A 13,393-nucleotide genomic window follows, 5' to 3' on the forward strand; every position below is an offset into this window, starting at 1 on the left:
GCGCTATGAAATTATGTGAAAATATTACAGAATTAATAGGAGATACACCTGTCGTCCGATTATCTAAATTTATTCCAGAAGACGCAGCGGATGTGTATGTAAAACTAGAAATGTTTAATCCGTCACGCAGTGTGAAAGACCGTGCGGCCTATAATTTACTGCACGTTGCTGAAGAGAATGGTCTTATCAAACCAGGAGATACAATTATTGAGCCAACAAGTGGAAATACAGGAATAGGCTTAGCGATGAATGCGGCGGCTAAAGGGTATAAAGCGATTTTAATTATGCCGGATAATATGTCTAAAGAAAGAATTAACTTATTGAAAGCATACGGAGCAGAAGTAGTTTTAACACCAGCAGAACAAAGAATGCCAGGAGCAATTGCGAAGGCGTTAGAACTACAAAAGCAAATTCCAAATAGTTTCATTCCGCAGCAATTTGAAAACCCAGCAAATCCGAATATTCACCGTTATACGACTGCCCTTGAAATTTATGAACAAATGGATGGAGAGCTTGATGCATTTGTAGCAACGGCAGGAACGGGCGGAACGATTACAGGGACCGGTGAAACGTTAAAAGAGAAATTACCAAACTTATATATTGCAGTAGTAGAACCGAAAGGATCACCGGTTTTATCTGGTGGTGTTCCAGGTCCTCATAAACTAGTAGGAACTAGTCCAGGATTTATCCCGAAAAACTTAAATACAGAAGTGTATAACGAAATTATTCAAATTGCAGACGAAGAGGCTTTAACGACAATGAGAAACTTAGCTAGACAAGAGGGATTATTAGTTGGGCCGTCTTCTGGAGCATCTGTTTACGCAGCAATTATGATAGCAAAGCGTCTAGGAGTGGGAAAAAAAGTTTTATGTATTGCACCTGATACAGGGGAACGTTATTTGAGTATGGGATTATTTGAATAAAAGGGATAGAAGCAACTTAATAGTAAGGATGAAAATCCTCTATTAAGGTGTTTCTTTTCGAAAAATAGAGAATGGGTGAGTGGTGAGAATGACAATGAAGTTATTGAAACCAGCATATGAATATAGCGAACAAATTATAGAGTATAGGCAGACATTTTTACATGTAGGAGAACAACCACACGGCAGCTGCTCTTTACAAAATTTTGATTCTCTCGATGGATGGTTTGAAAAAGTGAGTATACAAGAAGTGGGAGAAAACTTACAAGCTAATCGAGTACCGTCTAGCCAATTTTTAAGTTTTGAAAAAGGGGAACTTATAGGTTTTGTGAATATTAGACATCGATTAAATCCAGAATTATTACTGGAAAGCGGTCATATCGGTTATAGTGTCCATCCGAATAAACGTCGTCAAGGTTACGCTACGAAACAACTACAACTTGCGTTAGGTGAAGCAAAAAAATTAGGATTGCAGAAAGTGTTAATAACTTGCGATAAGGTTAATGTAGGTTCTGCTAAAACGATTCAAAAGGTTGGCGGTGTGTTAGAGAATGAAGTAGTTTCTTCTCATACTGGCGAAATTGTTCAGCGTTATTGGGTAGAAATTTGATTAAGTGTGAATTTGAAAAGGTAATATAATATGCAATATCGAAATAGATAAATAAAAAGCGAGGAGAGTACTGCGGTATTAGGGGGGAATGAAATGGGATTAAAAGAGAAAGCGATTGAAATTTCAGAGATTTATAGACAAAACTCGAAAATCGAATCCATTATGTTAGCAGGTTCAGTAGCTAGAAAGTTAGAAGATGAACATTCAGATATCGAATTACATATTTTATGGTCAGCGCCGCCAGAGGATGAGGATCGTAAAGGGCCTATTAACTATATTGGTGGCACTATTTTGTCATATCATCCTTACGAAGAAGAAGAATGGTCGGAAACGTATTTGACGAAAGAAGGAATTAAACTAGAGATCAGTAATTTTTTGACAGTGACCGTAGAAAAGGTTATTTCAGAAGTTGTAGAACATTATGATATAAATTATGAGAAACAATGTATTGTATCATCCGTTCATGATGGTGTGAGTTTGTATGGAGAAAAGAAAGTGAATGAATTAAAAGATAGAGTGGCGGTGTATCCAGAAGAACTAGCGAAACGGATGATTTCAGAAAATCTTTGGTTAAGCAATCGTTGGCATAATCGAGAGGCTCTTTTAAAACGAAAAGATTGGCTTATGCTATATGATGTTATTTGTGAAGTGCAAAGAAATATATTTGGGACCTTATTTGGTTTGAATAAAATGTATGTGCATCATCCTGCATTTAAATGGATGCCGCATAATGTGGAACGAATGAGTATTAAGCCTGAAAACTTATATGAGCGTATGGCGAATACGTTGATAGAGAAACCGGAGTATAGTGTGCAGGAGTTAGAAATGTTAATAAAAGAGGTATTACATTTAGTAGAACACCATGCTCCAGCACTAAATATTGCTGAGCAACAAAAACATATTCAATATGCAAAATAAAAAGAAGAGATGTAACAATGAGTTACATCTCTTCTTTTTATTTTACTAACTTGCCTAATACAGGTAAACGTTGAATACGATCACCAAGAATATGCGAAGCAAGTCCACTCGTTAATACGAATAATAGATAAACCAGTCCTCCTGCTGTGGCGCATATAAATACAATAATTAGTGATTCTATATAAGATTGGCCAGGAATAATCCAACTTATAAATGTTTTTAATGCAATTACAACAGCAGACATTGCCGCTGAGTAAATCGTAATAAGAAATACTGTTTTTGCTGTTTCACCAATTTTAAATTTCGCAAACTTAATGATGCAGTACAACATAATAACATTGGAAACGAGGTATCCAAGAATTGTTCCAAGTACAGCACCGTGTCCGCCAAATAAATGTAAGAGCGGTGTATTCACTACAATCTTAACGAGAATACCGATTGAAAATGCAATCATTGTTTTTCTTTGATAATCAATTCCTTGTAGTATAGCTGCTGAAACTGTGAAAATTGCACTTAATATAGCAGAAGGTGCAAATGAAATTAAGTATTGTGATCCATCAAGTGCAATTTTAGGGTCTACATAAACCATGCGGAATGCATCGTAAGCGATACTAGCGAGACCGAATGCAGCTGGGATCGTGAAGAATAACAATACTTGGAATATCTTTGAAATTTGCCCTTGTAATTCTTCTAGTTTCCCGCTTGTATAAGATTTCGTTATAGCCGGAATGATCGTTAACGAGAATCCAGTTGCAAGTGAAGCTGGAATCATAATTAACTTTTGTGCATAGTTCGTTATATAAGCAAACACTGCATTCGCTGTTTCTAAAGGCTCTCCCATCGCTCTAAGGACATCAGCTACTGTATATTGATCTACTAACGTATAGAGCGGAATTGCAATACCGACAAATACAATTGGGATTGCATATCGAAGTAATTCTATATAAATATTTTTTAACGGAATATTGGATGCCCTTGATTTTAATTCGCCTTCGGGAGGTTTTAATCGGTTATACTTTTTCCAGTACATCATTAAAATAGAGACGCTGGCAAGTGCACCGATAACAGCTCCAAACGTAGCAACTGCAACAGAAGAGGCTACGGAACCTCCTAATATTTTTGAGACGATGAAGCTACCAACTAAAATGAAAACAACACGTGCGATTTGTTCTACGACTTGAGAAACAGCACTCGGTTTCATATGTTGAAAGCCTTGGAAATAACCACGTGTAACACTCATAGCTGGTACGATAATAAGTGCGAAACTTAATGCTCGCATCGTAAGTGTTACGTCAGCGATAAATTGTGGATCTGGTGTTTTAGAACGAATAATAAATTGTGATATGTATGGTGCTCCAATAAATAAAATTAAAAATCCTAAAAAGCCCATAAACAGCATCAATTTTACACTAGAGTTATATAATTTTTTACTTGTACTATAATCACCGAGCGCATTATGTTTTGCAACAAATTTAGAGACGGCAATAGGAATGCCGGCTGTTGAAAAGCTTAATAAAATACCGTACCAAGAGTATGCATATCCGTATAAAGCGACCCCTTGCGTTCCAACTAATAATTGAAAAGGGAAGAAGTATATAAACCCTAAAATACGTGAAATCATTGTGGCACCGCTTAATAAAGCAGTTCCTTTTAAAACTTTTGACGTAGACAAAATTCTTTCCTCCTACTCACGCTATCTTACATTCATCGTATACTACTATAAACCTGCTAGAGAAGTTAATACAGTATAAACCATAAATGTTCTAATACTATTCATTTAAAAGTCATATTTTGAATTTTTAAATAGAATGTACTACATAAAAATTCAAAATATAAGTTGACACTATTTTTAATGTATGATAAAAATGATAGTAATCAATTCGGAAAATAATATTTGGGCAATGAAAGGGTATAGTAGTGAAAATCTCCCTATTTCAGAGAGCTGATGGTTGGTGTGAATCAGTATATAGATTATTCATGAAGTTCGTCCTGGAGCATCTTTCATAAATCTCGCGTTGTGAGGAAATGAAAGACGGTAGTGTATACCGTTATCAAATAAAGTGGTGAAGATTTTGTTCACAACTAGGGTGGTACCGCGATATATATCGTCCCTACGTATTTACGTAGGGACGTTTTTTATTTAGGTCTTACTTTGTTGTGGCTTCATAACTAGGGTGGTACCGCGATATTTTATCGTCCCTACGTATTTGCGTAGGGGCGTTTTTTATTTCGGTGGTTTCTTAGTGATTTTCACAACTAGGGTGGTACCGCGATATTTTTGTCGTCCCTACGTATTTACGTAGGGGCGTTTTTTAGTTGAAGGGAAGTGGTTGTATTAGATCGGAGTGGTAGCAGAACAATATAAGCATAGACAGATTATAGCGAAAAAAGAAATAGAAACAGAGAGGAGATAAAAAGATGAATTCACAGCAATGGACATCGAAGTTAGGTTTCGTATTAGCTGCAGCAGGTTCTGCAATTGGACTAGGGGCGATTTGGAAGTTCCCGTATATGGCTGGTATTGGAGGGGGCGGAGCGTTCTTTCTTATTTTCATCGGTTTCACATTATTAATTGGATTACCGCTATTATTAGCTGAATTTGTTATTGGTAGAAGTACACAAAAAGAGGCTGTCGATGCGTATAGAGCAATCGCACCAAAAACATTATGGCCATGGCTAGGTAAATTAGGGATTGTAACATGTTTCATACTACTTTCTTTCTACAGTGTTGTAGGAGGTTGGATTTTATTATATTTATGGAATGCAATTACAGGTAGACTATGGGAAGGAAATGGATCATACGAAGCTACGTTTGGTGAAATCATTTCCAATCCGTATTTAGCAGTGGGGGCACAGTTATTATTCATTCTTATTACTATTTTCATCGTAAGTAAAGGTGTACAAAATGGTGTTGAAAAAGTAAATAAATATTTCATGCCGGCATTATTCGTTTTATTCTTTGTTTTAATTGTTCGTGCACTTACGTTAGATGGTGCTGGAGAAGGGGTTCGTTTCTTCTTACAACCTGATTTCTCACATGTAACATCAGAAGTTATTTTATATGCGATGGGTCAATCGTTCTTCTCATTATCAGTTGGTGTAGCAGTAATGGTAACGTATAGTTCATACTTACCGAAGGAAGAAAGTTTGCCACGTTCGGCATTTTCTATCGTAGCTTTAACGCTTGTTATTACATTACTTGCAGGACTTGCGATCTTCCCAGTTGTATTTGCATTTGGATTAGAGCCATCTCAAGGACCAGGACTACTATTTATCGTATTACCTGCTATTTTCAGTAAAATGGCGTTCGGAAAAGTGTTCTTCGTTATTTTCTTATTGCTATTCTTCTTCGCAACGATTACATCAGCTATTTCTATGCTAGAAATTAGTGTTGCGTCATTAACATCAAAAGGAAAAGGGAATCGCGAAAAAATGGCCTTAATTGTAGGGTTATTAATCTTCGTTGTTGGAGTACCATCAGCATTATCATTCGGTTTGTTAAGCGATGTGAAACCATTTGGAAAAACAATTTTTGATTTAGCAGATTATACGGTTAGTAACATACTAATGCCACTTGGTGTTCTATTAGTTTCCATCTTTGTTCCTTTAAAAATGAAGAAAGATGTATTAATGAAAGAACTTGGTGTAAGTAAAAATAAAGGCTATAAACTATTCGTTTTATGGTTATTCTTACTTCGCTTTATCGCACCAATTGCCATTATTATCGTGTTCTTAAATGTACTTGGAATTATTTAATAAGAAAGGTAGCGTATCGTGATATGATACGCTACCTTTTTATTTTGCTCTTTTTTGCAATTCGTTTACTGTTACGAATTGATAACCCTTTTTAGATAAAGAGTCTAAGATACCTTCAATGGTCTGTAAATTTTCATTAGATTCATCATACATAGAGTGCAATAAAATAATAGAACCAGGTTTTATATTCTTATTGACGTATTCAATTTTATCAGTGGCGGATTTATAAAAAGTATCAGGTTCAAGGTCCCATGTAATCGTTTCGATATTATTTTGATTTAAATAGTATGGTAGCCCTATTAGCTTCTTACCGTTAGGTGGCCTAAAATCAATTTCGTCTGTAAATCCTGTTTGACGGATTAATGAATTCGTTTTTTCTATTTCTTCTTTAATAAAAGAAGGTGTTTTGAAAACCATTCTATTATGAGAATATGTATGATTTCCAAGTTGATGTCCAGATTGAACAATCGCTTTACCTAATGATAAATTATTTTCTAATTCGTTTCCGATAACAAAGAAAGTAGCTTTCGCATTGTACTTATCTAAAAGCGGTAATATTTGTTCAATATTTTTTGTAGGGCCATCATCAAAAGTTAAGGCCACTATCTTTTCGTTCGTTTCAATGCGATTTGTCAGCTCACCAAATAATTGAAAGCTTCTTGCGTTCATTAATTTGTATGTTCCGAATAATGCTATAGTAATAATGAATAGTGTAACTATTGTAATGATTAATTTCTTCTTCATAATGCAACCTCACTATACTTTTTGATTGAACTAAAAAGTATTATATCAAACTGCATAACTTGTTGCTTCAAAAAGTATGAAGATGCAAGTGGTGGGAATTTATCATATAATAAAATGAAATCAAAAGGTATATTAGGAGGTGTTTATATGGCGATTACAATTCAATTGCCAGACACTGCAACGTCTCATGCAAAGCCAAATATGGAAATGGCGATACTTTGCGTGAGGTAGACAAGTAATATACGATTAATCGCCAAAATGAGTTCGTATCATTTTTTATATTTGGCTTTGCACCTTATTGAAATGAACCATAAAAAATAAGGGGCGAGCAGAAATGAAATACGTAAAAGCTAAGGCCGTTTTACCAGAGAGTTTAATTGCTGAAATTCAAAAGTATATACAAGGTGAAACAATTTACATTCCAAAACAAGAAACGCAACATTATAAATGGGGTACGCGATCTGGTGGTAGAAAACATCTGGATGAAAGAAATAAAGCAATAAAAGATGCTTTTAAAAGTGGAACTGCCATTCAGCAACTTGCAGAAGAATATTTTCTTTCTGGAGAAACGATTAAAAAGATTGTGTATTCTAAATAAATAAAAGTAAAAGAGTTTGGTTCATATATTATTTTGAATCAGGCTCTTTTTGTTTTGTACGTATTGGATATATGAGGGAGGAATGGGCATGATAATAGCAAAAATGAATCGTATAGAAGTATGAATGGGCATTAAAACGTTATATTTCATATTACAGAAAGGTGAGCAACTATGAATCATCTTGGACAAATAACGATAGAACTGTTTTTTGGTTTTTTTATTCTATTGATTGCTACTAAAATATTAGGGAAAACACAAATATCGCAGTTAACGCCATTTGATTTTATTTCTGCTATTGTTCTCGGAGAATTAGTCGGAAATACTATATATGATCCGAAAATAAAAATATGGTCTATTTTATATGCCGTACTTGTATGGGTAGTGTTAATCTATTCAATAGAAGTGATAACACAAAAATTTAGAGGGACGAGAAGTTTTTTTGAAGGCTCACCTTCAATTATTATCCGTAATGGATATATTGATCGGGAACAACTAAGTTCAAATCATTTGGATATTAATCAACTACAACAAATGCTAAGACAACAAAAAGACATATTTTCAATCCGAGAAGTTGAATATATGGTTTTGGAACCTAATGGAAACATAAGTGTTCTGAAAAAAAGTAAATACGAATCTCCCACTATAAATGATTTAAGTTTAAAACATAAGCCTGTATACTTACCGATTTCATTAATTAGTGACGGAAAAGTAGTGAAAGATAATTTGAGAGAAGCTGGCTTTGATGAAGGATGGCTGTATAAACAAATAAAGCAAAAAGGGATTACTAAATTTGAAGATGTATTATATGCAGAATGGAAAACAGACGATGGTTTCTTTTGTCAGGAAATAAAGCGGTAGAACATATCGAAGTATGTAATATTCGTTTCTAAGTTATCTTTTACATATCAAAAAGCTGAATCTTTGTATACAATAAAACTAGATTAACAATTTGTATGGAGTGATAAAGATGGAAGCTTTTATTAGAAGTGATCAATACAATTTTATAAAATCACAAGCTTATATTTTAGCAAATGGGCATGCAACGGCAAATGATAGAGGTGTAATTCAAGCGTTAAAATCACTTGCAATTGAAAAGATAATACATGTATTTGAGAATTTAACGGATGAACAGAAAGAGTTAATTGATACAGTATTAACAGTTCAAAATAGAGAAGATGCAGAATCGTTTTTACTGAAAATAAATCCGTATGTAATTCCGTTTCAGGAAGTTACAGCACAAACGTTAAAAAAATTATTTCCTAAGGCGAAAAAATTAAAGCTTCCTGATATGGAAGAACTGAATATGAAAGAATTATCTTATTTAAGTTGGATTGATAAGGGATCAAGCAGGAAATTTATTATAGCGAAAAATGATAAAAATAAGTTTGTTGGTCTGCAAGGAACGTTCCAAAGTTTAAATAAAAAAAGTATTTGTTCATTATGTCATGGGCATGAAGAAGTGGGAATGTTTTTAGTTGAAATTAAAGGTGATGTACCTGGAACCTTTGTTAAAAAGGGAAACTATATTTGCAAAGATGGTGTAGCGTGTAATCAGAATATGAAATCGCTTGATAAATTGAACGATTTTATTGAGAGATTGAAGAAATGAATAGAATACCTCTAGTTTATAAACTGGAGGTTTTTATTTTTGGAAGAAGTAGTAATAGGTTTCTTTTAAAGATGTAGATTAAAAAGAAAGTTTGATAAGAAGGTATGTTTTGATATATTTGCTTATTTTGAAGGAGGAAAAACATGAATTACATTTCACCGAAAGAGGAGGTGTTAAAAGTGAAACGGTGGCCTAAAGATACGATAGCAGCAGGTCGTGGTCATACAGTTGCACTTAAATCGGATGGCACGGTGGTAGCAGTGGGGCGAAATAAAGAGGGGGAATGTAATGTAAGTGGCTGGTGTGATATTGAAGCAGTCGCAGCGGGTAATGTTCATATGGCGACGAATACGGGTAATGCTCATACAATCGCTCTTAAAAGTGATAATACTGTGACAGCAGTGGGGTGGAATAAGCATGACCAATGTGAAGTAAACGACTGGCATAATATTGTAGCGGTTGCAGCGGGTTGGCGCCGTACTATTGGCCTTAATTTGGATGGCACGGTAATAGCGGTGGGCCGAAATAAAGAAGGAGAATGTAATATAAGTAGCTGGCGTGATATTGTGGCGGTCACGGCGGGTGACTGGCATACTGTCGGTCTTAAATTGGACGGTACGGTGACGGCAGTTGGTAATAATCGATATGGCCAATGCAATGTAAATGGCTGGTGTGGTATTGTGGCGGTCGGGGCAGGGTATCTTCATACTGCTGGTCTGAAACGAGACGGTACGGTGATGGCAGTGGGTAATAATAAGCATAATCAGTGCGACGTAAGTGGCTGGAGAGGTGTTGTAGCAATAGCAGCTGGTACGAATCATACAATCGGACTTAAATCAGACGGTACAGTGGTGGCAGTGGGCTGGAATGAGTATGGTCAATGTAATGTAAGCGATTGGCGCGATGTTGTAGCGATAGCGGCTGGTTGTGCGCATACTGTCGGACTTAAATCAGACGGCACGGTGGTCGCGGTAGGTAATAATGAATTTGGTCAATGTGATGTAGGTAGCTGGCGAGGTATACGGCTGCCGGGTAATTAGTTACTAATTGTAAATATTTGTTGATGAGGAATAAAAACAGTGAAATTACAATACGGATCCAGTAATATATTTCTACTTCAGGAGTAATTATGGAATAAGGTATGTGGAAAATAATCAACCTTACATTTGCTGAATAAGAATCCTTTTTCAAAATGGATTCTTATTCTTTATTTCAAATCTACAGTAGAAAACATATTTTACAAAGAAGGTATAAAAAGAGGTGAATAAATGTTTAAAAAGTTTGCACTTTATTTACCAGATGCTTTGCTTGTGTGGGTCGTTCTCTACATAACATATACAAATTCTTTTAGTTTTGGACAGATGTTAGTAATTTCAATTGCAATCGGAATAATAGGTGCTCTTATTACAAGAATATGTAAGGATGTATTTACTTTCATCTGGTGGACAATTAAACAAAAAAAATCTTGAATATGTTTACTTGTTATAAGGAGAGATAAAATGACTAATAAAAAGAATAGAGTTAAAAACGAGATAATACTTTGGACATTAACAGCGATTGGTTTTGTAATCGTATGGTACCTGTTTCAAAGATAAAAACGCATCGCACTTTAAAAGAAAGCACGATGCGTTTGTATTATTTTTTTTGCCAATTTTCTTTAATAAAGTCTTCACGTCCAGATTCCTTTTGCTCAGTAGCATATTTCTCTGGATTCTTTTTATAAAAATGTTGATGGTATTCTTCAGCCTCATAAAAAGGTGCAGCCGGGCGAATTTCAGTTACGATTGGTTCTTTAAACATACTGCTTTCTACAAGAGCTTGTTTTGATTTTTCAGCAAGTTCTTTTTGCGTTTCATTATGATAAAAAATAGCGGTACGATAAGATGGACCACGGTCAAAAAATTGTCCGCCATCATCAGTTGGATCGATTTGTGGCCAATATAAATCTAGTAATTTTTCATATGGAAAAATAGAAGGATCGAATGTAATTTGTACAACTTCTAAATGACCAGATGTACCAGCTTTTACTTGTTCATATGTTGGGTTTTCTACATGACCACCTGCATAGCCGGAAAGCACTTTATGAATACCAGGAAGTTCATCAAATGGCTTTACCATGCACCAAAAGCAACCGCCTGCGAAGGTTGCGAGTTCGTATGTTTTTTCGGACATTGCTGTAATCCTCCTAAATATATATGTTTTATATAGTATTATACAAAAAGTTTTATTGCGCAATAAAAAAGATTCGAAAATATATGTATTATTAAAAATAAATTTTGAAAACATGTTGACAATGAAAAGAACAACGTCCTATAATACGTTTAACAAATAAAAGTTAATTAAGAATTTTCTAACTTTATAGTTTGCATATGCAAAGAAGAGGAAAGTAGATGGTTATGATCGTTTCAGAGAGCTGCTCCTAGGCTGTGAGAGTAGTAACAATCGAATCATTGAAGATCACCTCGGAGCATCGCTTGCGAAAGGGAAACTGAGTAGAGGGCGACGGCATCGTCTCCGCTAAAAGGACGGGGGTCTAGTTGGACCTACAGAGCTTATATTTCGTGAGAAATATAAGGAAGCTGAGTGGTAACGCGAAACTCTCGCCTCAGCAATCAAAGCTACTAAATTGTAGTAGTTGATTGCTGAGGCGAGAGTTTTTATTTTAAACAATAGAATAAGAGAATGCGTAGAAGAGGAGAGTAAATGATAGGTATTGTTTCAGAGAGCTGCCTGGAAGCTGTGAGGGTGGTAACAATTTAATCATTGAAGATCACCTCGGAGCACTGCTTTTGAAACTAGTAAAAAGTAGCGGAGTTGTTCCCGATAGAAAAACAAAAGTCTCATTAGACTTGCAGAGCTTATATTTCGTGAGAAGTGTAAGGAAGCTGAGTGGTACCACGATTCCCTTGTCTCAGCAATGGATTGCTACAAGTATGTAAGTAATCGATTGTTGAGACGAGTATATTTTTAAAATTTATATACTGAATATTCTGTCGAAAATACTCATCTCAGCAATCGATGTAGAAATAGATTGCAAAAGTATAGAAAAAAAGAGGAGCGATGTGAGATGGGAAACCAGGAGATGTCACGAAACAATTAACTGAAGAATTTAAAAAGTTAACGAGAGAAAGAGGAGTACGTGTTCCTGGACTGGCGGAAAGCTTAATGTAGAAAGGGAGAGGAGTTAATCGAAATGAAGGCACAGCATACAGCATGTGAGGAGTTACAGTGCGAAGAAGTGACAGGAGCCGGGCACGTTATTCAATGCTTGAAAAAATTAGGTGTAACGACCGTTTTCGGTTATCCGGGCGGAGCGATTTTGCCAGTATACGATGCGTTATATGAAAGTGGATTGAAGCATGTATTAACTCGTCATGAACAAGCTGCCATTCATGCAGCTGAAGGATATGCGAGAGCTTCGGGAAAGGTCGGGGTAGTCTTTGCTACCTCTGGCCCAGGGGCGACAAATTTAGTTACGGGCTTAGCAGATGCTTATATGGATTCGATTCCTTTAGTCGTCATTACAGGGCAAGTTGCAAAGACTTTAATTGGTAAAGATGGATTTCAAGAAGTGGATGTTATCGGGATTACAGTACCTGTTACGAAACATAATTACCAAGTTCGTGATGTGAATCATTTATCACGCGTTGTACAAGAAGCTTTTTACATTGCCGAAAGCGGGCGACCAGGACCAGTATTAATTGATATTCCAAAAGATATTCAAAATGAAAAGGTAACAAGTTTTTATAATGAAGTAATTGAGATTCCAGGATACAAACTGGAGTCTATGCCAGACACTATGAAGCTTAAAGAGGTGGCTAAAGCAATTTCACAAGCAAAACGCCCGCTTCTTTATATTGGAGGAGGCATCATTCATACTTTGAATGTTTACATGAATTAAAGTTAATTGTTGATTTAATGTACGAAGGTGGATTAACGAACATGCGCCATTCTATTTCAGATACGGCTGAGTTTGGAGATTATGTAACAGGATCGAGAATTGTTACAGATGAAACGAAGAAAGAGATGCAACGAGTACTTACAGAAATTCAGCAAGGTGAATTCGCGAAGAAATGGATTTTAGAAAATCAAGCTGGGCGCCCAACGTATAATGCGATGAAAAAAGCAGAGCAAAATCATCAGTTAGAAAAAGTAGGAGCAGAGCTTCGTGAAATGATGAGCTGGATTAAGGAGCCAGAAAAGAAAACGTTAGTAAAGAAATAGATTGAGATATTATA

At 35.6% G+C, this 13,393-nt stretch carries 12 protein-coding genes, 3 pseudogenes and 3 other annotated features; of the genes and pseudogenes, 12 read left to right on the top strand and 3 right to left on the bottom strand.

Annotated elements, in window-relative coordinates:
• Window positions 1-5 precede the first annotated feature (5 nt).
• The 3 genes from cysK to ACQKNI_RS07560 all read left to right on the top strand — a co-directional run bounded on the left by cysK (window position 6) and on the right by ACQKNI_RS07560 (window position 2,448).
• A complete protein-coding gene (gene cysK / locus ACQKNI_RS07550) occupies window positions 6-923 on the top strand; it encodes a cysteine synthase A (RefSeq protein ID WP_098841111.1) in 918 nt (305 codons plus the stop codon).
• A 94-nt stretch (window positions 924-1,017) separates the two neighbouring features.
• Entirely contained in the window at window positions 1,018-1,530 is a 513-nt protein-coding gene (locus tag ACQKNI_RS07555) for a GNAT family N-acetyltransferase (RefSeq protein WP_088231297.1), read from the top strand.
• A 93-nt stretch (window positions 1,531-1,623) separates the two neighbouring features.
• The gene (locus tag ACQKNI_RS07560) at window positions 1,624-2,448 is read left to right on the top strand and encodes a DUF4037 domain-containing protein (RefSeq protein WP_088231222.1); all 825 of its coding nucleotides are present in this window, start codon (window positions 1,624-1,626) and stop codon (window positions 2,446-2,448) included.
• Window positions 2,449-2,485: 37 nt separating this feature from the next.
• Here the strand turns inward: ACQKNI_RS07560 and ACQKNI_RS07565 are convergent, their stop codons facing one another.
• Window positions 2,486-4,120 (bottom strand): putative polysaccharide biosynthesis protein, encoded by a 1,635-nt coding sequence (locus tag ACQKNI_RS07565; RefSeq protein WP_098356972.1) that lies wholly within the window; start codon window positions 4,118-4,120, stop codon window positions 2,486-2,488.
• A gap of 220 nt (window positions 4,121-4,340) precedes the next feature.
• Window positions 4,341-4,564, top strand: a binding site (T-box leader).
• A gap of 302 nt (window positions 4,565-4,866) precedes the next feature.
• Between ACQKNI_RS07565 and ACQKNI_RS07570 the strand changes: the two genes are divergently transcribed.
• Window positions 4,867-6,204, top strand: coding sequence for a sodium-dependent transporter (locus ACQKNI_RS07570; protein ID WP_088231224.1), 1,338 nt, complete (start codon window positions 4,867-4,869; stop codon window positions 6,202-6,204).
• 39 nt (window positions 6,205-6,243) lie between these two features.
• Here the strand turns inward: ACQKNI_RS07570 and ACQKNI_RS07575 are convergent, their stop codons facing one another.
• A complete protein-coding gene (locus tag ACQKNI_RS07575; protein WP_088231225.1) occupies window positions 6,244-6,948 on the bottom strand; it encodes a polysaccharide deacetylase family protein in 705 nt (234 codons plus the stop codon).
• A gap of 334 nt (window positions 6,949-7,282) precedes the next feature.
• Here ACQKNI_RS07575 and ACQKNI_RS07580 point away from each other — a divergent pair, with 334 nt between their 5' ends.
• From ACQKNI_RS07580 to ACQKNI_RS07600, 5 genes are all read left to right on the top strand, one after another.
• Entirely contained in the window at window positions 7,283-7,546 is a 264-nt protein-coding gene (locus ACQKNI_RS07580; RefSeq protein WP_088231226.1) for a CD3324 family protein, read from the top strand.
• A 171-nt stretch (window positions 7,547-7,717) separates the two neighbouring features.
• Window positions 7,718-8,404, top strand: coding sequence for a DUF421 domain-containing protein (locus ACQKNI_RS07585; RefSeq protein ID WP_088231227.1), 687 nt, complete (start codon window positions 7,718-7,720; stop codon window positions 8,402-8,404).
• 109 nt (window positions 8,405-8,513) lie between these two features.
• Window positions 8,514-9,155 carry a FusB/FusC family EF-G-binding protein gene (locus tag ACQKNI_RS07590; protein WP_046959069.1) on the top strand — a complete coding sequence of 214 codons (642 nt, stop codon included), beginning with the start codon at window positions 8,514-8,516 and terminating at the stop codon, window positions 9,153-9,155.
• Window positions 9,156-9,298: 143 nt separating this feature from the next.
• A complete protein-coding gene (locus ACQKNI_RS07595; protein ID WP_088231228.1) occupies window positions 9,299-10,195 on the top strand; it encodes an RCC1 domain-containing protein in 897 nt (298 codons plus the stop codon).
• A 228-nt stretch (window positions 10,196-10,423) separates the two neighbouring features.
• Window positions 10,424-10,624, top strand: a complete 201-nt coding sequence (locus tag ACQKNI_RS07600) for a hypothetical protein (protein ID WP_098252678.1) — start codon at window positions 10,424-10,426, stop codon at window positions 10,622-10,624.
• A 166-nt stretch (window positions 10,625-10,790) separates the two neighbouring features.
• Here the strand turns inward: ACQKNI_RS07600 and msrA are convergent, their stop codons facing one another.
• Complete coding sequence (gene msrA, locus ACQKNI_RS07605; protein ID WP_098252679.1) at window positions 10,791-11,327, bottom strand: peptide-methionine (S)-S-oxide reductase MsrA; 537 nt, start codon at window positions 11,325-11,327, stop codon at window positions 10,791-10,793.
• Between the two features lie 193 nt (window positions 11,328-11,520).
• Window positions 11,521-11,766 (top strand) — a binding site (T-box leader).
• A 67-nt stretch (window positions 11,767-11,833) separates the two neighbouring features.
• Window positions 11,834-12,072: a binding site (T-box leader), on the top strand.
• 149 nt (window positions 12,073-12,221) lie between these two features.
• Here msrA and ACQKNI_RS07610 point away from each other — a divergent pair.
• The 3 pseudogenes from ACQKNI_RS07610 to ACQKNI_RS07620 form a co-directional block, all read left to right on the top strand.
• Window positions 12,222-12,326 (top strand): annotated as a pseudogene (locus tag ACQKNI_RS07610) (branched-chain amino acid aminotransferase); the annotation flags it as partial.
• A gap of 22 nt (window positions 12,327-12,348) precedes the next feature.
• Window positions 12,349-13,035: pseudogene (locus ACQKNI_RS07615) on the top strand (thiamine pyrophosphate-binding protein); the annotation flags it as partial.
• Window positions 13,026-13,379, top strand: a pseudogene (locus ACQKNI_RS07620) (ketol-acid reductoisomerase); the annotation flags it as partial. The pseudogenes ACQKNI_RS07615 and ACQKNI_RS07620, both read left to right, overlap by 10 nt.
• Window positions 13,380-13,393 lie beyond the last annotated feature (14 nt).

Origin of the sequence: Bacillus sp. NPDC094064, from assembly GCF_050279585.1 — a bacterium.
Taxonomy (GTDB): Bacteria; Bacillota; Bacilli; order Bacillales; family Bacillaceae_G; genus Bacillus_A.